The organism is Acinetobacter indicus CIP 110367, assembly GCF_000488255.1.
Taxonomy (GTDB): Bacteria; Pseudomonadota; Gammaproteobacteria; order Pseudomonadales; family Moraxellaceae; genus Acinetobacter; species Acinetobacter indicus.
In genome coordinates this window covers 222640-241681 of record NZ_KI530755.1, presented here as the reverse complement: position 1 = coordinate 241681, position 19042 = coordinate 222640, and the positions used below count along the sequence as shown (strand labels likewise).

At 48.1% G+C, this 19042-nt stretch carries 14 protein-coding genes and 1 pseudogene; 2 read left to right on the top strand and 13 right to left on the bottom strand.

Annotated features, from left to right (window positions below; genetic code table 11):
- Positions 1-435: 435 nt before the first annotated feature.
- The 8 genes from P253_RS09705 to P253_RS09670 are packed head-to-tail and all read right to left on the bottom strand — an operon-like array spanning position 436 to position 8104.
- Positions 436-1272: a hypothetical protein gene (locus P253_RS09705; RefSeq protein WP_016658451.1), complete on the bottom strand. Its 837-nt coding sequence runs from the start codon at positions 1270-1272 to the stop codon at positions 436-438.
- Positions 1273-1284: 12 nt separating this feature from the next.
- Entirely contained in the window at positions 1285-2367 is a 1083-nt protein-coding gene (gene aroB / locus P253_RS09700; RefSeq protein WP_016658450.1) for a 3-dehydroquinate synthase, read from the bottom strand.
- A gap of 22 nt (positions 2368-2389) precedes the next feature.
- Positions 2390-2932: a shikimate kinase AroK gene (gene aroK / locus P253_RS09695; RefSeq protein ID WP_016658449.1), complete on the bottom strand. Its 543-nt coding sequence runs from the start codon at positions 2930-2932 to the stop codon at positions 2390-2392.
- A gap of 36 nt (positions 2933-2968) precedes the next feature.
- Positions 2969-5107: a type IV pilus secretin PilQ gene (locus tag P253_RS09690; RefSeq protein WP_171066701.1), complete on the bottom strand. Its 2139-nt coding sequence runs from the start codon at positions 5105-5107 to the stop codon at positions 2969-2971.
- 60 nt (positions 5108-5167) lie between these two features.
- Complete coding sequence (locus tag P253_RS09685) at positions 5168-5695, bottom strand: pilus assembly protein PilP (RefSeq protein WP_035363443.1); 528 nt, start codon at positions 5693-5695, stop codon at positions 5168-5170.
- Complete coding sequence (locus P253_RS09680; RefSeq protein WP_016658446.1) at positions 5695-6414, bottom strand: type IV pilus inner membrane component PilO; 720 nt, start codon at positions 6412-6414, stop codon at positions 5695-5697. Before P253_RS09680 ends, P253_RS09685 begins: the two co-directional genes overlap by 1 nt.
- On the bottom strand, positions 6411-7046 hold the full coding sequence (locus P253_RS09675; protein WP_005180516.1) for a PilN domain-containing protein: 636 nt from the start codon (positions 7044-7046) through the stop codon (positions 6411-6413). The genes P253_RS09680 and P253_RS09675 overlap by 4 nt, the downstream gene beginning before the upstream one ends.
- Positions 7046-8104 carry a pilus assembly protein PilM gene (locus tag P253_RS09670; protein ID WP_016658445.1) on the bottom strand — a complete coding sequence of 353 codons (1059 nt, stop codon included), beginning with the start codon at positions 8102-8104 and terminating at the stop codon, positions 7046-7048. The genes P253_RS09675 and P253_RS09670 overlap by 1 nt, the downstream gene beginning before the upstream one ends.
- A 170-nt stretch (positions 8105-8274) precedes the next feature.
- Between P253_RS09670 and ponA the strand changes: the two genes are divergently transcribed.
- Both ponA and P253_RS09660 read left to right on the top strand, forming a co-directional pair.
- Positions 8275-10851 (top strand): penicillin-binding protein PBP1a, encoded by a 2577-nt coding sequence (gene ponA / locus P253_RS09665; protein WP_016658444.1) that lies wholly within the window; start codon positions 8275-8277, stop codon positions 10849-10851.
- A gap of 100 nt (positions 10852-10951) precedes the next feature.
- Positions 10952-12256 carry an IS4 family transposase gene (locus P253_RS09660; RefSeq protein ID WP_016658443.1) on the top strand — a complete coding sequence of 435 codons (1305 nt, stop codon included), beginning with the start codon at positions 10952-10954 and terminating at the stop codon, positions 12254-12256.
- A gap of 37 nt (positions 12257-12293) precedes the next feature.
- On the opposite strand, the gene P253_RS09655 is transcribed toward P253_RS09660, so the two are convergent.
- The 5 genes and pseudogenes from P253_RS09655 to ftsI all read right to left on the bottom strand — a co-directional run bounded on the left by P253_RS09655 (position 12294) and on the right by ftsI (position 19032).
- Complete coding sequence (locus P253_RS09655; protein WP_016658442.1) at positions 12294-13097, bottom strand: putative RNA methyltransferase; 804 nt, start codon at positions 13095-13097, stop codon at positions 12294-12296.
- A gap of 65 nt (positions 13098-13162) precedes the next feature.
- Positions 13163-14281 (bottom strand): phospho-N-acetylmuramoyl-pentapeptide-transferase, encoded by a 1119-nt coding sequence (mraY, locus tag P253_RS09650; protein ID WP_016658441.1) that lies wholly within the window; start codon positions 14279-14281, stop codon positions 13163-13165.
- Positions 14282-15691, bottom strand: coding sequence for a UDP-N-acetylmuramoyl-tripeptide--D-alanyl-D-alanine ligase (locus tag P253_RS09645; protein WP_016658440.1), 1410 nt, complete (start codon positions 15689-15691; stop codon positions 14282-14284).
- 12 nt (positions 15692-15703) lie between these two features.
- Positions 15704-17197: a UDP-N-acetylmuramoyl-L-alanyl-D-glutamate--2,6-diaminopimelate ligase gene (locus P253_RS09640; RefSeq protein WP_016658439.1), complete on the bottom strand. Its 1494-nt coding sequence runs from the start codon at positions 17195-17197 to the stop codon at positions 15704-15706.
- Positions 17198-17200: 3 nt separating this feature from the next.
- Positions 17201-19032: pseudogene (ftsI, locus tag P253_RS09635) on the bottom strand (penicillin-binding protein PBP3).
- Positions 19033-19042 lie beyond the last annotated feature (10 nt).

Sequence of the window (19042 nt, the reverse complement as noted above, 5' to 3'; positions counted from 1 at the left end):
CATAGCGTACCCTTCTTTCAACGCGCCCTTGCTGGGCATTAACAATCTACTTTCTTTTGCGACCTGGTCCGACTGACTTAGCTTAAGATCCATGTTGAGCAAGTTCATTTCTCCTGGCTTTGATCTTGAGTGATCAAGATGACAAGCTAAGGAAAACCATGACTGCCTTTACGCACTTAAATCAAGCATAAACATTTGACGATTTCGCACAATCATTGAATCTTTCTTGCTCCAAAATAGGGACATTAACTCAATTGATGCACCAATAATGCAAAAATGATGCCAACTTTATTGTGCTATTTTTAAATGACTTAATTTGGGCAAGTTTCAGTGAGAGCAGTGCGCTTTCAGGGAAGTTTGGCTTATTTTATACGCACTATTTTTGTGCATATCTTTATTTTTATACACCAGCCTGCGCTATTTTAGAACGGCAGTTTAATTGAAAGGATCGCTAATTTCTTGTTCTGTGGTGGTGTTATTCGATGCTGGTGCAGGTGGAGCGACACCACTTTGTGATTTTTGCACATCCACCACGTTTCCGTCCTGATCACGGCGGGTTACGGTGGTGGTTGTGGTGGAGCGTTGCGGACTGGTTGCGCTCTGTTTTGGTGCAGCCAGCAGACTTTCATCAATTTTCGGCAGCGCAGCCGGCTTTAAAGCCACTTCATAGAGTTTATTGTTCAGGCTCACTTCCTCTGCACCCAGGTCATTGACAAACGGCAGATAGTCCATAAAGCTGGTTACCACCGGTTTGATCGATGCAGGCAATTGCAGCGCTAGCTGTTCTAAAGCGCTTTGCGCCTGACTGGTATTTTTATAATTGCCATACAGCAATACATATTGCTCGGCGCGGTTTTCACCACTCAAGCGAATATAAAGAAAACTCTGGCGATCAGCCTGTTTTTTCAGAAAACCCTTGATAATGTCTTCTTCGCTCACGCGAAACAGTTCAATGGTCTGGTTCTTACGCTGCTCGGAGATAAATTTGGTGCCGCGAAATTCAGGCTCATGCAAACCGGAAGCGGTTAAACGCTTGGTTTGTTCCAGCGGTTTGACTTCGTCGATCAAGGCACCCAAATGCGCGGTTGCCGCGACTTTTGCCGGCTGAATCTGTAATTCAACTTCTGATTCCGGGGCTTTTTCCACTTCAACCAGCTCATCACGATCGGTAATGGCCCAGAAGATAATCGCCAGCAGCAGACACAGCGCACCACACACCAACCAGATGGAATTCTGAACACGTTGTTTGACGCTTTGTGATGCTGCTGCCATGGGATCCCTTATTTATGCTGCCTGATGCGCAAGAATAGACTGTTTCATTAATTCCGGATCAAATTCCCGGGTAATGATGGCCTGTCCCAGACGCTGCATTAACACCAGTCGCAACTGGCCATTCAGCACTTTTTTGTCATGGGCCATAAAACCGAGAAAATCATCCAACGGAATTTTAGGACATACTATCGGCAATTGGGCACGAGAAATGATTCTTTTTGTACGCTCAACATCGTCTGCGGAAATCCAGCCCATCCGATGTGATAAATCGGCGGCCATCACCATGCCGGTCGCAACCGCTTCACCATGCAGCCATTCGCCATAGCCGAGATAAGACTCGATAGCATGACCAAAGGTATGGCCTAAATTCAGCAATGCGCGTTCGCCCTGCTCTTTTTCATCATTGGCGACAATACGGGCTTTGTGCGCGCAAGAACGGTACACCGCTTCTGCCAGTAAAACCGGATCACGCGCCACCAAGGCATCCATGTGCTGTTCTAACCAGTCCAGAAACTCAATATCACCCAGCAGTGCATATTTAATCACTTCGGCCAGACCAGCAGACAGCTCACGATCCGGCAAGGTCTTGAGCTGCGACATATCGGCCAGCACCACTTGCGGCTGCTGGAAGGCACCAATCATGTTTTTACCTAGCGGATGGTTAATCCCGGTTTTCCCACCCACACTGGAGTCGACCTGAGACAGCAAGGTGGTCGGTACCTGAATAAAATACACGCCGCGCTGGAAACAGGCTGAGGCAAACCCGGCCATATCACCAATCACACCGCCGCCGAGTGCCAGCACGGTACAATCGCGGTTAAACCCGGCCTCTAGCAGCGCATCAAAAATCAGATTGAGATGCTGAATATCCTTGTATTTTTCACCATCAGGCAAAATACATGTTGCCACCTGTTTACCCAGTGCTTCTATGGCAGTTTGATAGTGCTCTAAATACAAAGGCGCCACGGTACTGTTGCTCACAATCATGACCTGCTTGCCTTGAATATAAGGCTCCAGTAAGGTCTGCGGATTTAAATCACTGCCAATAAAAATCGGGTAACGGCGATCGCCGAGTTCAACATATAAGGTTTGCATGGTTTTAAAACACTGTACTCAATTAAATTGATTTCTTCGCCACGATCACATTCAGGATTTTTTGTGCCAGATCACGGGCTGCACCCTGATTGGTTTCAATAATATGATGTGCCACCTCACGATATAATGGATCGCGTACTGCAAGCAAATCTTTCAGTTTCTGTTCAGGATTTTCAACTTGAAGGAGAGGACGGTTTTTATCGCGGTAGGTACGTTGCAGCTGGATTTCCACCGGGGTATACAGATATACCACAATACCACGCTGTTTGAGGAATTCACGGTTCGGGGCCTGGGTGACTGCACCGCCGCCGGTGGCAAGAACCAGTTGAGTGCGAGAGGTCAGCTCGTCAATGACGGTGGTTTCACGGTTACGGAAACCGCTTTCCCCTTCTTTTTCAAAAATCCAGGGAATGGTGGCCCCGGTACGGCGCTCGATTTCATGATCGCTGTCCAGGAACTCGCGCCCGAGCAGCTCTGCCAAATGTCGCCCTACCGTGGTTTTTCCGGCCCCCATCGGCCCTACCAAATAGATATTTGGCAGGGCGTTAAACTCTTTGCTTGGCAAGGAGTCACCTATTTATTTTGTTAAATTGAAAATATATTAATGATTTCTTGAAACACTGTCATTAACAATTCGTGGTGTCACAAAAATCAGCAACTCACGTTTATTGTCCGATTTAATATCTTTACGGAATAAACGGCCTAAATACGGAATATCACCCAGGAATGGCACTTTAGTTTGTGAGTTTGCCGTTTGTTGCTCAAAAATACCACCGAGCACGACGGTTTCACCATTATCGACCAGTACATTGGTATTGATCGAGTTTTTGTTAATGGTCAGCTGACCGGTTGGGGTTGGTGCTCCTGGACTATCACTGGTGATATTCAGGTTCATCTGCACTTTACCATCCGGGGTAATGCTTGGTGTAACGTCCAGACTGAGCGTGGCATCAATAAACTCTGTGGTGGACACCGCATTGGCACCACCTCCTTCAGCAGACTGATACGGGATCTGCGTACCTGAAGCGACTTTGGCCTGTTGCTTGTCAGCAGTCAGCACTTTCGGGGTCGAAATTACTTCACCATAGCCATCAGCTTGTAAGGCAGACAGTTCTAAATCCAGCATAAAGTCAGACAGGCTGATGAGACCAAAAGCAATCCGGCTCGCACCTGGGCTGGTGACTCCCAAATCGACATTCAAGTTTTGTGGACGTTCAATTTCATAGGTATAACCACCACGCACATCGTCAAATTCCGGCTCACGTAAATTCCACAGTGTGGTATCACTACCACCGACCAGAAGATGGTTATTATTCATGATCCCTTGTGACAGGATGCCCCACTTCACCCCCATCTCTTTGGTAAAATCAGTGGTGGCACGCACAATACGCGCTTCAATCATCACCTGTTTCACTGACACATCCAGCAAGTCAATCATGCCGCGAATCTGGTCAATCTTTTGCGCGGTATCATTAATAATCAGGGTGTTGGTTCGTGGATCAACTGACACGGTACCGCGAGGGCTGAGCAGACTACCGACGCTATCACCAAGTGGATCTGTCCCTGAACCCGAATTTGTGCCGCCACGAGAATTGGATGCGTTTTTACCATCAGTAATCAGTTTCTCAATATCAGCAGCCTTGGCATAATTTAACTGAATATATTCGGTTTGCAACGGCGCCAGCTTGACGCTTTGTGCAATCGCTTTGGCTTCTTCTTCTTCGGCCTTGATCAGTTCTGCGACGGGTGCAATCCAGATCACATTGCCGTTACGGCGTTTATCCAGATTTTTAGTTTTTAAAATAATATCTAGCGCCTGATCCCACGGCACATCTTTGAGACGTAAGGTGATATTGCCTTGTACCGTATCGGCGGCCACCATGTTAATTCCGGTAAAATCCGCCAGTAACTGCAGCACACGACGCACTTCAATATCCTGGAAATCTAAAGAAATCTTTTTGCCGGTATAACTTTGTGCTGCACGCGGTTTGAACGGGTTCTTATCTACCGGGCGTTTCAGGCTAATGGTCAGTTTATTTTCCGCCTGATACGCCATATATTCATAGCTTCCGGCAGACTGAATGGTAATCACCCCATTACCACCATCATTTTGCGCATCAATGGTAGATACCGGCGTGGCAAAATCATTGACATTTAACCGGCGCGCCAGATGTGCAGGAATTTTATTGCCCAAAGTACGGACAATAATTTTACTGCCTTGCTGTTGTACATCGACCGGAGTATTGCTGCCTGCCAGGTCAATCACCACCTGACCTTCCCCTTCTGCACCGCGCTGGAAGCCAATATTCGATACGCCTTGAGCCGTCTGCTGTACGGCTACTGGGGTTGCGGCTGCCTGAGTGCTATTAATTTTAAGAATAAAAGTATTACCTTCGACACGGGTAGTAAAAGCACCGGCTTCAGCCAGATTGACCGTTAAACGTGCACGCTGGGCATCGGAACTGACATCAACCGAGCTGGCTTCTCGGGTCGCAACCGGAATGCTGGCCTGTTTTAAGCTCTGCTGGGCTTTATCAAAATCCAGCACCAAACGTGATGGCTGCTCAAGCTGATAGGCTGCAGGCTGAGACGGCAAGCCATTGAACATGACACGAATTTCAGTACCTTGTCCTGGAATTTGCATGGGTACGATATTGGTAATGCTGACCTGCGCATTGGCCACTTGCATGACGGCCATCGCAACAGCGCCCATTGAAAACTGACGGAACAAATTGTTCATTGTAATGCCATCCCCAAAAATAAAATCTTTCACAGTATTATTCATTTTTATTCCTTTAATTTATGGTGCCGGCCCAATCAGTACTAGACTTCTTGGACGTTCAACATACCCTTCGCGACCATCTGGAATAATCTCAATTAAGTCAATTTGTGTCGGCGTAATATTGATGACCCGACCATGATTCAAGCCCATATAGCTGCCGCGCTGAATCCGTTCAATTTCCCCATCTGGAGTTTGAATCAGGGCCTGAATCTCACCGCGTTGCCCGCGCATGCTGCCTTTCATGCTTAAGGTTTCCAGTGCATAGCTTTCTAAAGGCTGCAACTGGCGTGACAGGTTTGGATAAACCCGCTTGCCGGCCATAATCTTTAGCTCGGCCGCCAGAGAACTTGGCATAAACGGGCTTTTCAGCTGATGTGCTGCATAGTTAAATACAGGTGCTGGCTCAAAAGTCGGTGCCGGTTCAATCGGTAACGGCGGCTGATTACGGATTTCTGCCATTTGTGCATTCACGGCATCAATACGTGAATCACAACCTGCAGCCAGTAGGCCCAACACCAGAACCAACGAAAGTTTTTCAAATTTCATCATTGTGCTGCTCCTGTGGCTGGAGTCGTACTATTACCGGCCTGTGCATCGGTATTCGCGACATAGCGATAGGTCTTGGCTTTCGCGACATAGGTAATTTGTGGAATATCGGTTTTCTTTTCCTTGTTTTCACCGGCAGTAATAGTGAAATCATGCATGGTCACAATTCGCGGTAAAGCGGCTGTACCGCTCACAAAAGAACCAAAAGCATGATAATCACCGGTGGCTTCAATCGAAATTGGCTGCTCGATAAAGAACTCTTGCTTGATTTCATTTTCCAGACGGATATTTTTAAATCTTAAGCCTGAATTCACGCCCGTAACGTTGACATCTTCAACCAGACCTGGAATTTCGGTTTCTTTTGGCAACTGTTGTAGCTGCTGGTTAAAGTTGGCTTCCATTTCCTGTAACTGCGCCTGATATTGCTGCAAGTTACGCAGTTTGGAATCTTTTTCACGAAATTCATTCAGCAGGTTCTGCTCTTGTGCACGCGCATTGGAAATTGCATCCAGCTTGGGCTTGATGGCCAGGAAATAGCCCAGGATGGCAATTAAAATAATAATAAAGAGCCAGATGGTCAGCTTGACGGAAAACGGCCAGCTGCCATAGTTATTCGGATCTAAGGTATTCCATTGCTGCAGGAATTTATCCAGCGTCATTTTTTTCTTTGGCGCAGCAACAGTATCCTGATTCATTTCTTCATATTGATCGAGACTCATTGTACTGCCCCCGCTGTTGCTTGAGTACCAGACGCAGGTGCTGTGCCTGGAAGTGCAATTTCATCCAAATCTGCCGTTACCACGAAGCTGCCATAGCTTTCTTCTACCCGTGGAACAACCGAACTTGGTGCCTTGTTTTTATTTTCTTCAACGGCCAAGAAAGAATTCATGAAGGCATTGCGATACCATGGCGATGCTTCCAGATTACGCAGGAACTCTGCCACGGTGTTTGGACTTTCAGCCTTGCCTTCAAAGGTAAATTTATTGCCAATACGGGCCACTTTGGTCAAATACATGCTGCTTGGGGTGACGCGTACCAGTTCATCGACCAGACGTACCGCTACAGGACGCTGACTTTGCAGACCCTGAATCAGCTTCATACGCTCGACAATGGCATTACGCTGCTCTTGCAGACCTTCCAGCGACTTTAACTGTACATCCAGATTCTGATTGGTACTGATCACCAGCTGATTGGCCTGTTCCTGATCCTGCAGTTTATGGTTGTAATAGAACCATGCCAGCGTGACGGCCAGCACCCCAATTAATGCAGCCCCAATACAAACCGCAATAAATTCTTTTTTTCGTTTTTCTCTTAGCTCATCACGCCAAGGGAGTAAGTTAATTTTTGCCATTAATCAAAACTCCTCAATGCCAAGCCACATGCCACCATCAATGAAGAGGCATCGCTTTCAATTCTTTTAATATCAATTTTGGAGGAGAAACCCATCTGTAAAAACGGATTGGCAATGGTGACTCGGTAACCCAGTTTTTGCTGGAGCAGCTTGGCCAGGCCCGGAATATTGGCATTCCCACCGGCCAGCAGAATATGGTCAATTTCACTAAACTGCGATGAGGAGAAGAAGAACTGCAGCGAACGTGCCGCCTGCTGCACCACCGCCTCAAGGAATGGCTCCAACACTTCAACATCATAATCATCTGGCAAGGTACGGCTTTTCTTGGCGCGGCCGGCTTCTTCAAAGGACAGACCATAACGGTTCTGGATTTCCTGGGTCAGCTGCTTGCCACCAAAGACCTGCTCGCGGGTATAGATAATTTTATTGTCTTTGAGTACCGACAGCGTGGTCATAGTATGACCAATGTCTAACACACCAATGGTATTTACCCCCATCGGCAAGGTATCGGCGAAGACTTTAAAGGCATTTTCAATGGCAAAGCTTTCGACATCTGCCACTTTTGGGGTTAAACCGGCCAGTTCAATCGCTTCACAGCGACTCTCGACATTTTCCAGTCGTGTCGCCACCAGCAAAACATTGACCCGGTTTGGATTGGCCAGACGATCAGGCAGCACCTCAAAGTCCAGGCTAACTTCATCTAATGGGAAAGGAATATATTGCTCTGCATCCATCCGGATTTGAACTTCACGTTCGTCATCCGTCATATCGGCATCCATCTCAATGGTCTTGCTAATTACCATTGAGGTTGGAATCGCTAAAGCGGCAGCTGTTGTCGGTGTATTGGCCAAATTAAAGGCACGCTCGAGCGCATCCCCTACAGCTTCAGGATTCAGAATATTTTTCTCAACCACACTGCCCTCTGGGAGCGGTACCAAGGCGTAACTTTCCACCCAGTAACGATCATTCTTTACAGAGAGTTCCAATAACTTAACAGAAGTAGAACTAATATCTACACCTATTAACCCCTTACTCGGTTTACGATATAACCTGCGCACAATAAGTTTTTCCTATTATTTTTTTATCCCCAAAAAAATGCCATTCACTAAGTTGCTTTGTGGTCTATATTTTTGTACGGATACAATAACTCATCTAACAATCCGTATGGGTAAAGGCTATACTGACCAGCAATTAGTTTGCCATTAGCTCTTATTAAAACTTACTTGTTATGAAAAAGCTATCTTGTTCGGGCCGTGTTCATCCATTTTTTTTGCTCATAATTATTGTGTTAGTTTCCATTCCGATGGGTTTTTATGGCATGTATCTCTATATTGCCCCATCTTTGCCGGAAATGACCACTCTAAAAAAAGCGCCTCTTTTGAAGCCTTTACAAGTTTATAGCACGGATAATCAGTTAATTGCAGAGTATGGTGGCAAACTTTCTGTACCTGTCGAGTACAACCAGATTCCCGAAAAGTTTATCTATGCCTTTTTAGCGGCTGAAGATTCGGCCTTTTTCGAACATAGCGGCATCAGCTTTAAAGGCCTAGGCCGTGCGGTGAGTGAAGCGGTGACCGGTTCTAATGTGCAAACCGGTGGCTCGACCATTACCATGCAGGTGGCCAAGAACTATTATTTAAGCCCGGAACGCACTTTAAGACGCAAACTGACTGAAATTTTTCTAGCCCGAAAAATTGAACAGAACCTGTCCAAAGAAGAAATTCTGACCCTGTATGTCAATAAAATCTTTCTCGGTAAAAATGCTTACGGGATCGCGGCAGCAGCCAAAATTTACTATAACAAAAGCTTGGAAGAACTGAGTATTGCGCAAATGGCGATGATTGCCGGTCTGCCAAAAGCGCCATCACGTTACAATCCAGTGGTCAATCCGGAACGTGCCTTAGAACGTCGCAACTGGATTCTGGGCCGGATGCTGCAACTCGGTTATATCAACCAGAATGAATATCAGGGTGGGATTGCCGAGCCAATTAACCTGGATATGCCGGATCGCAGTATCAGTAATATTCACCCCTATGTTGGGGAAATGGTCCGAGCTGAACTGGTCAAAAAATTCGGCAAGCAGGCGGTTGATTCTGGTTATAAGGTTTACACCACCATTGACAGTAAACGTCAGGCTTATGCCGAACAGGCGGTGCAAAATGGTCTAGAAGCATATGACCGCCGTCATGGCTGGCGCGGTGCCGAAGCGCATGACCAGCCACTGAGTGACTTTCGTGCCTTTGCCAACACCTATCCCGCACAAGTCACCAAAGTCCTGAACAATTCTTTTGAAGCCCTGATGCAGGATGGTTCTACCGTCACTGTCCCGTGGTCTGGCATGTCCTGGGCGCGTCCCTATCGCAATGCCAATAGTGTTGGCGCAGCACCAAACCGGGCAGCTCAAATTGTCAAAGTTAACGATATTGTCCGTTTACGCCCTAACCAGAACAAAAGTTCCTGGTCACTGGTGCAAGTTCCCAAAGTTCAGGGGCAGCTGATTGCAATTAACCCAAACAATGGCGCGATTGAAGCCATTGTCGGCGGTTATAACTTTTATCAATCGACCTTTAACCGTGCCTTGCAAGGCTGGCGCCAGCCAGGCTCAATTATCAAACCCTTTGTTTATGCGATGGCGCTGGAACGCGGCATGACTCCGCATACCATGCTCAATGACAGCCCAATTACCATTGGCAAATGGTCACCACGTAACTCGGATGGCCGTTATCTGGGCATGATTCCTTTACGCCGTGCGCTGTATTTATCTCGAAATACCGTTTCAGTCCGCTTACTTCAAACCGTCGGTCTGGACCGTACCCGCCAACTATTTATGGATTTTGGCTTGCAGGAAGACCAGATTCCGCGTAACTACACCATCGCCTTAGGTACGCCACAGGTGCTGCCGGTGCAAATGGCCACCGGCTATGCCACCTTTGCCAATGGCGGTTATCGGGTACAACCGCATTTTATTCAGCGTATTGAAGATGCGTATGGCAAAACCATCTATCAGGCCAATCCTGAATATGCCTGCATTGCCTGTATCAGTGAAGATGAAAAAAATCCTGAAACAGCTGAAGTAAAAACGCCAGATGATGAAGTGATTGAAGTCACCAATCAGTCAATCCAAACTGCAGATGCAGCGCCAGCCAACAAGATTGAACGCAGCCAGTATCGTCAGGCACAGCGTATTTTAAAATCCAGCTCGGCCTATGATATGGCCAATATTCTACGTGATGTGATTCAGTACGGTACTGGACGCGCTGCCCTGCGTATTGGCCGTAATGATATTGGTGGAAAAACCGGAACCACCAACGATGCCAAAGATGCCTGGTTCGCCGGCTTTAATGGTAAACTGGTGACCATTTCCTGGGTCGGTTTTGACCAGCCAACGACTTTGGGTCGTCGTGAATATGGCGGTGTCGCAGCCCTGCCGATCTGGACCGAGTTTATGGGTAAAGCCCTGCAAGGTACACCGGAAGCCTGGGTCAGTCTGGACCGTAAAGGCAACCAGCTAAGCCGCGATAGTGCCAGCAATGACAGCATGGGCCAGGAGTTGCAGCAGCGCTATCGTTCATCACCGCCATTGGCCCGTCCGCTGTATCGTCCTGCGCCGGCACCGGTCGCGCCTGCGCCACAGCATGATTTTGATGATTTGCCGGGTGAGGAAATCCTGATTCCGGATGAGGCGACTCCACCACCAATGCAGCCTCAGCCACAGCAACCGGCACAGCCGCAACAACCAGCGCAAAATCAGCAGCAGAATTCTCGCCCTGATGCGATTGAAAACCTGATTGATGAAGTCTTATAAACGCACCACAAAAAGCCCTCAGTTGAGTAATGCCAGTCAGTTAAGCAAATTTTAGAAAAATGTAGTAAAAATGAGTGTATGTAAATACGCTCATTTTTTTATGTCTTTATCTGAACATTTAGAATCCACTCTTGAACATGCTCTCCCATCACTTAGCCATTTTTGTGAACTTATTGACTTAAATTGGATTGAAACAAGCCTGCATCAAACAGGTAAGGCATCGATCAGAAGGAGAAAATTACCTGCTGAGCACGTGGTTTGGCTTGTTCTTGGGCTTGCCTTGTTTCGCAATCAACCCATCAGCTATGTGGTAGAACAATTAAAACTCGTGTTTGGTACAACAGATTATTGTGTTCCTAGTGCAGCTGTCCAAGCTCGACAACGTTTAGGTCGAGAACCCTTAGCTGCCTTATTCTCCTTAATCAGCCAAGCATGGTTTGATGAATCACAACAACAATATTCAAGCTTTCAAGGTCTTAGTGTATGTGCTGTTGACGGGGTGGTTTGGTCTATGCCACTGACCAAGGAGAATTTTAATCATTTTGGCTCATCTAAAGGTAAAACTGCTGTAGCACCTTACCCACAAGTGAGAGCCACGTGTCTAGTGAATACCAATACTCATGAAATCATAGATGCCCAAATAGGCAGTATGGATCAAGGTGAACTCACATTAGCAAATCAATTATCTCCTCCAGCACAAAGTATTACTTTGTTTGATCGAGCTTATTTCTCTGCTGATTTTTTAATAGGCTGGCAAACACGTGGAGAATCAAGCCATTGGCTTATGCGAGCTAAAGATAATTTACGTTATGACATAATTAAACGGAATTCCCCACATGATTTTCATATCAGGATGCCAATATCAGCAAGAGCCAAAAAACTTAATCCAGCATTAGGAGATTACTGGGAAGCACGTTTAATTGAAGTTGAGCAGGCAGGAAAAATCCGCCGTTATATCACTTCATTATTAGATTCAAAGACATATCCAGCTCGAACTTTAGCAAAGTTATATGCTCAACGTTGGGAGATAGAGATGTGTTACCGAGAAATTAAAAGCAATTTACAGGAAGGTAAGCACTTAAGGAGCAAACAGCCAGACTTAATTTATCAAGAATTATGGGGTGTCTTGATTGCTTATAATGTTCTAAGAAGACAAATGAAATATATGGCTCAACGTGCCAAAGTAAGCCCGTTGAGGATCAGTTTTCATATTGCATCTATCGCCCTTCTTAATTTACTAAGATTCGACTCTTTGGCTTCTGCAGGTAATCTACCCAAACATCTGGAAAGTTTAATGGAGAAATCTAATCGGTATGTTATACCTGAGAGAAGAGTGAGGAGTTATCCAAGGGTTGTAAAAGGAAAACCTCAAAAATACCCAAGAAAAAGCCAGTCAATCTCTTAACTGACTGGCATTACTCAGTTGAGGGCTTTTTTAGGACTTACTTTTTCTGAAACAGATATATCTGGTATTGCGCATTCAGCGGGAACTGATCCTGCTGCTCCAGCGCCTGACGGCGTTCCGGTTTGGCCTTATAGGCATATGGCGTCATCGCAATCAGATGTTTTAAATCGCTCTGATTTAAGCACATTGCTGCATCAACCACATCTTCACTGACCAACTCAAACACATCTTTTAGCTGTTCCACAAACTTCTGTGGTTCATGCACTTTAACTTCTTCAAACAAGGCTTCGCGCATCGCAAACAGATGCTGCGGTCCCGGGGTTACCACCATCAGATAAGCTTCCGGTTTCAGCACCCGCAGAATTTCCGCTTTTGGAATCGGGCTAAATAGACTGGTACACAGATCAATTGATTTATCCAAAACCGGCAAAGTCGCACCGGTTCCCACCACCCAGGTCACGTCTTTATTCAGTTTGGCGGCCACTTGTACTGCATTTTTGGCAATGTCGACGCCCACACATTGCAGCACTTCAGCCTGCATGGCGTTGGTGTAATAGCCTTCCCCACAGCCAATATCAAGCAGGTTTTCAATACGCAGGCTGCGAATTTTCTCTACCACCGCCTGCTGCAGCGGTGCATAGTGTCCTGCACTTAAAAATGCCCGGCGCGCCTGTACAGACTCCGGAGTATCGCCCGGATTTTTACTGTGCTTATGTTGCACCACATGCAAATTGACATAGCCCTGTTTGGCCACATCATAACTGTGCTTGTTGTCACAGCGCCATGTTCGGTCGGTCAGGCTTAAGGGCTGACGACAGACAGGACACATCAGCAGGTTCATGTTTTTCTCCCAAGCTTGCTGCCATAAAAAAAGCCGGCAAGCGCCGACTTTTCAGTTCAATTTGCTTAGCGCAATTTTAAGGTCATTAAGCCTAAAACCACCAGCATAATTGTAATAATCCAGAAACGAATCACCACCTGGGTTTCACGCCAGCCTTTCTTTTCATAGTGATGATGCAGCGGCGCCATTAAGAACACGCGTTTATTACGCATCCGCAGTGAGCCGATTTGCAGGAAGACCGATATCGCCTCAACCACAAACACCCCACCCATAATCGCAAAGACGATTTCCTGACGCACCATCACCGCAATTGTGCCGAGCATCGCGCCTAACGATAAAGCGCCGACATCACCCATAAAGACTTGCGCCGGATGCGCGTTGTACCAGAGGAAGGCCAGACCGGCACCAATCATGGCGGCACAGATCACCACCAGTTCAGAGGCGTATTTGACATAAGGAATATGCAGATAATCGGCAAAGCGCACATCACCGGCCAGATAGGCAAATACACCTAAACCGGCCGCAACCAGTACAATTGGCATGATCGCCAGACCATCCAGACCATCAGTCAGGTTCACCGCATTGGAAGCACCATTAATCACCAGATAGGTGAAAATAATAAAGCCAATACCCAGTGGAATCATGGATAACGGAATGCTGAAATCTTTAAAGAACGGAATTAAGACATCCAGCATATCGGCGGTTTGCGCCGGGTTCGGCTGCTGTATGGCAATATAGTACAGCGCAATACCTGCGCCCAAAGAGGCCACCGAAGTCCAGAAGAACTTCTTGCGTGCCGGTAGTCCGGCATTGTCTTTATAGCGGATTTTAATCCAGTCATCGGCCCAGCCAACCGCACCGAAGATTACCATAACCGCCAGTACAATCCAGACATAAGGGTTGGAAAGATCGGCCCAGAGCAGGGTCGAAATCCCAATCGACAGTAAAATCAGCACACCACCCATGGTCGGGGTACCCATTTTTTTTGCATGCCCTTCTGGCGCAAACGAGCTGACTGCCTGACCGTATTTTAATGCCTGTAACTTACGAATCATCACTGGTCCAAGCAAAAGACCAATCCCGAGCGCTGTCAGGACACTCAGCAATGAACGTAATGTTAAATAACGAACCACCTGAAACGAGCTGTGATAGCCCGCAAGCTGTTCAAACAACCATAACAGCATTTAAAGTTTCTCCATCAATGCAGTCATCAACGTTTCCATATGGGTATAACGAGAACCTTTGAACAGGAAACTCATGGACTGAGGTTGATGTGTTTCGACTAGACTAATTAAAAATGGCAAGGCCTGTTCCTGATTCAGGAAGGCCTGGAGTTTTTTGCCGTATTGGGTACTGCGTGCCCCTTCCTGGCTGGCCGGAGCAAACTCGCCCACCGCCACCACAAAGTTCAGGCCTTTGAGCGACACCAGATCGCGGCCGAGCTTATAATGCTCAATTGCCGCCGATGCACCCAGCTCGCCAATATCACCGATGACCATGACCCGAATCCCCTCCTGCTGCGCCAGCACTTCACCGGCCGCCCGCATTGAGGTCGGGTTGGCATTATAGGTATCATCAATCAACAGATGCGCACCGTGCTGAATAAAATTCAGACGACCCTTGGCACCTTGGGCCTGTTCCAGTCCGGCAACAATATCATCCAGACCAATGCCAATCGCCAGCGCAAATGCCGCTGCGGCTGTGGCATTCTGGATATTATGTTCACCAGCAAATGGTAAATCGACTGCACGCACGCCTTGCGGGGTATGCAACTGGAAACGGGCCGATTGGGGCTGAAGTTCAATGTCGGTGGCAAACACCTCCCCGCCGTTACCAAAACTAAGCTGCTGTTCAGTGCGAACTGCCTGACGGATCGAGTCAGCAAAATCATCTGCGGCCGGTACAATCGAACATCCATCTGCCACAATATGTGCATAAATTTCAGATTTGGCCCGGCAAATACCCTCACGACCACCAAACTCGCCCAGATGTGCAGTCCCGATATTAATGATCCCCGCTACCTGTGGCTGTACCAGCTGCGAAGTGTAATCAATTTCACCCTGATGGCTGGCTCCAAGCTCCATCACCGCATATTGATGTTCCGGACGCAGCTCCAGCAACATCATCGGTACGCCTAAATCATTATTCAGGTTACCGCGGGTAATTAAGGTCGGTGCCAGACGCGATAGAATACTGCCCAGCATTTCCTTGGTGGTGGTCTTGCCGCTGCTGCCGGTCAAGGCAATCACTTTCAGGTCGGGATATTGAGCACGACGATAAGCGCCCAAATGGCCCAGTGCCAAGCGGGTATCCGGCACCACCAACTGAAAAATATCAGCATCGACTGGCTGGCTGACAATCGCTACCTGACAGCCGCTGGCTGCCACTTGCGCCACAAAATCGTGGGCATCAAAACGCTCACCTTTCAGTGCCAGAAAAGCATCGCCGGCTTCAGCATGACGGGAGTCAGTTAAAATACGTTTAATTTCAGTGCTTGGCGTACGACCATTCAGCCAATAACCCTGGGTAGCCTGTTGTAACTGCGCTGCGCTCCACGGCGTTAGGACCGCAGTACTGGTGGTTGAAGTATGCATAAAAATTCCTGATTAGGCGGGATAGGCAGAGCTGGTAGCATGATGCTGGGCATCAATTGCAGCCTGAACTTCAACGACATCATCGAACCAGTGTCGCACCCCATCAATTTCCTGATAATTTTCGTGACCTTTACCGGCAATCACCACGATATCGCCCGGCTGGGCCTGCTTCACCGCAAACTTGATCGCTTCACGACGATCACGGATTTCATGATAGCTGTGGCCGCTAAAATCAATGCCCTGCTGCATGTCAGCAAAAATCTGGTCAGGCGATTCAGTCCGTGGATTGTCCGAAGTGAGCAAGGCGATATCGGCCTGCTCTAGCGCGGCTTGGGTCATTAACGGACGTTTGCCGCGGTCACGATCGCCGCCACAGCCAAAGACAGCCCAGAGCTGCTGCGATACATGCCGTTTCAGGGTAATTAACACCTGTTTCAAGGCATCTGGTGTATGCGCATAATCGACCACAAACAGACGTTCGCCATCACGAATCACCTGCATCCGTCCCGGTGCACCTTGCAGCTGTGGCGCGCTGGCAATTAAATCCGACAAGTCAAATCCGGCCTGCTCAACGGCAATCAGACTGGCCACCAGATTTTCCACATTAAAATGGCCCAGTAACGGACTGTGTACACGATAACGCTGCTGGGCGCTGATCAGTTCAAACTGCGCACCAGCCAGACTGTATTCGATATTCTGCACCTGATAATCCGCCGCTTGCGTGGTGGAATAAGTCAGGATTTTTGGTTGTGCCGGATTCTGACGCGCGGCGGTCAGCATAACTTCAGCAAAGGCATCATCCAGGTTAATGACCGCCACTTTTAAGCTGGCAAAACGGAACAGTGCGGCTTTGGCTTCAGCATAGGCCTCCAGCGTACCATGATAATCCAGATGGTCACGGCTTAAGTTGCTGTACACGGCAATTTCAATGCTACAGCCATTTAAACGACCCTGTTCCAGTCCGTGTGAACTGGCTTCAATTGCCGCAAATTCAGCGCCTTGCTGGGCATAGCTGTGCAGGGCCTGCTGGAGCTGTAAGGCATCTAGCGTGGTATGCGAAGAGGCTTCCAGATTCGGCAAAATGCCATTGCCGGTGGTGCCCATCACCGCACACGGTTTGCGCTGTAACATCAGCAGTTCTGCCATCAGACGGGCGATGGTGGTTTTGCCATTGGTACCGGTAACCGCCAGAATACGTGCAGCCTGCAGCGGCTGCGTGGCATGCAGATACTGTTTTTGCCACTGCCCCATTAAGTGACGTACCTCCGGTACGATCAGCTGATTCGGCAGACCCAAATCGGTTTCTGCAATAATGGCCAACGCGCCACGTGCCAACGCTGCTTCGGCAAACTGGACGGTTTTTTCAGGCTGCGAAAAACTGGTCAGGGCAATAAAAATTTGCCCTGCTGTAACTTTGCGGCTGTCTAAGCTGAAGCCTGCAAAGGGTTGTGACCTCCATCCAGCAACATGCTCAACGGTGTAAAGATCTTGAAATGTAATGGACATTCATCACCTATTTACTGGATTTGTGCTGTATCTAAAGGTTTATCTAAAGGTACATTCATTAAACGTAAGGATTCCTGCATCACCCGTGCAAACACTGGCGCAGCGACCAGACCGCCATAGTATTGACCGGTCGGGTTTTCTACCACCACAAACATGGCCAGACGCGGGTCACTGACCGGTGCAATTCCGGCAAACAGGGCGCGGTATTCATTTTGCGAATAGCCTTTGCGGTCGGCACGCAATTTATGTGCGGTACCGGTTTTACCGGCAACACGATAACCCGGAATATTGGCCTGACGCGCCGTACCGCCCGGTAAAGTCACCGCTTCCATCATCAGCAGAACCTGCTCGGCAATTTTCGGGTCAAGAATCTGCTCGCCCTGCACTTCGCCTTCCAACTTATACAGACTCAGCGGCAGTTTTTTGCCCTGATTGGCAATCATGGCATAGGCATCGACCAGCTGCAGCACGGTTGCATTCAGGCCATAACCATAGGACATGGTTGCGACTTCAGAGACATTCCACTTACTCGGCGGCAGAATCAGACCGGCACTTTCACCCGGGAATTTCACAGCCGAACGCTGGCCAAAGCCCAAGCGTTTATAGAAGGTGGGCAAGGTTGGATAGGGCAAAGACAGGGCAATTTTCGCCACGCCGACGTTAGACGATTTCTGGATAATGCCAGCCAGGGTCAAATTGCCATAATTGCGGGTATCACGGATGGTATGGTTACCAACACGCATCGAACCACCCCCTAAATTGACCACAGTATTGGCCGAATATTTACCACTTTCCAGCGCCATGGCCACGGTAAATGGCTTCATGGTCGAGCCCGGCTCAAAGGAATCGACTGCCCCGCGGTTACGCATGGCATCTTTGTTCTCCAGGCCCTTTTTGTCATTCGGGTTATACGATGGCCAGCTGGTCATGGCTAGAATTTCACCGGTTTTCACATCGACTGCAATGGCTGTGGCAGAACGGGCATTATTGGCCACGCCGGCAGCGGTCAGTTCACGATACATGATGTATTGCAGGCGCGAGTCGATACTTAAAGTGATATTTTCACCGTGCTCGACTTCTTTAATCACTTCCGGATCTTTAACCCGGTTACCACGTTTATCACGGATAATTTGCTGTTCGCCATCGACCCCAGCCAGACGGCTGTTCAGCTGCATTTCCAGACCTTCAATCCCGGTGCCTTCACTATTGGTCAGGCCAATAATCTGGGCATTCGGCTGTGGCTGCGGATAATAACGCTTATAGTTTTTCTCGGTATAGACACCCTGGAAGTTGCGCTTCAGGATCAGCTCCGCCTGCTGTGGCGGTACTTCTTTTTGCAGCACCAGATAACGCGAACGCGGACGCTCATGCATTTTCTGATGCAATTCCTGACGGTCCATGCCCACCGCATCGGCCAGTTCATCCAGATTCAGGTTTTTATTGGGCAGTTGACGCTTGAGTTTGCGGTTATTCGGGTCTTTGGCCAGCTCGGCCATGGTGTCGTCATACAGCTCTTTGGCCTCAAAATAATCACGCGGATCAATCACCACTTTCATGATGGGGGTACTAATCGCCAAAGGCACGCCATGCCGGTCGTAAATCACGCCGCGCATGGCTTTGAGTTTTTCAGTTCTTAGAATATTGGCATTGGCCTTATTCTGCAGAAAATCATGATTGATAATCTGCACATAAAAGGCCCGGCAGACCAGCGCCACAAAGACCAGCAGCACCGTTCCCCACATCAGGTAGAAGCGCCACATATCGACATTTAAACTGCTTTTTTGGGTAACAGACTGCTGTTTTTTACCTGTTTGCTTCTTACGCGAATTTACCATGTACAGCCAG

What these genes read in the sequence shown, in the direction of transcription:
- P253_RS09705 (WP_016658451.1), bottom strand. Translation starts at nt 1,272, where the DNA reads ATGGCAGCAGCATCACAAAGCGTCAAACAACGTGTTCAGAATTCCATC.
- P253_RS09690 (WP_171066701.1), bottom strand. Translation starts at nt 5,107, where the DNA reads ATGAACAATTTGTTCCGTCAGTTTTCAATGGGCGCTGTTGCGATGGCC.
- ponA (WP_016658444.1), top strand. Translation starts at nt 8,275, where the DNA reads ATGAAAAAGCTATCTTGTTCGGGCCGTGTTCATCCATTTTTTTTGCTC.
- P253_RS09645 (WP_016658440.1), bottom strand. Translation starts at nt 15,691, where the DNA reads ATGCATACTTCAACCACCAGTACTGCGGTCCTAACGCCGTGGAGCGCA.
- aroB (WP_016658450.1), bottom strand. Translation starts at nt 2,367, where the DNA reads ATGCAAACCTTATATGTTGAACTCGGCGATCGCCGTTACCCGATTTTT.
- P253_RS09640 (WP_016658439.1), bottom strand. Translation starts at nt 17,197, where the DNA reads ATGTCCATTACATTTCAAGATCTTTACACCGTTGAGCATGTTGCTGGA.
- P253_RS09660 (WP_016658443.1), top strand. Translation starts at nt 10,952, where the DNA reads ATGTCTTTATCTGAACATTTAGAATCCACTCTTGAACATGCTCTCCCA.
- P253_RS09685 (WP_035363443.1), bottom strand. Translation starts at nt 5,695, where the DNA reads ATGAAATTTGAAAAACTTTCGTTGGTTCTGGTGTTGGGCCTACTGGCT.
- P253_RS09675 (WP_005180516.1), bottom strand. Translation starts at nt 7,046, where the DNA reads ATGGCAAAAATTAACTTACTCCCTTGGCGTGATGAGCTAAGAGAAAAA.
- P253_RS09680 (WP_016658446.1), bottom strand. Translation starts at nt 6,414, where the DNA reads ATGAGTCTCGATCAATATGAAGAAATGAATCAGGATACTGTTGCTGCG.
- P253_RS09655 (WP_016658442.1), bottom strand. Translation starts at nt 13,097, where the DNA reads ATGAACCTGCTGATGTGTCCTGTCTGTCGTCAGCCCTTAAGCCTGACC.
- mraY (WP_016658441.1), bottom strand. Translation starts at nt 14,281, where the DNA reads ATGCTGTTATGGTTGTTTGAACAGCTTGCGGGCTATCACAGCTCGTTT.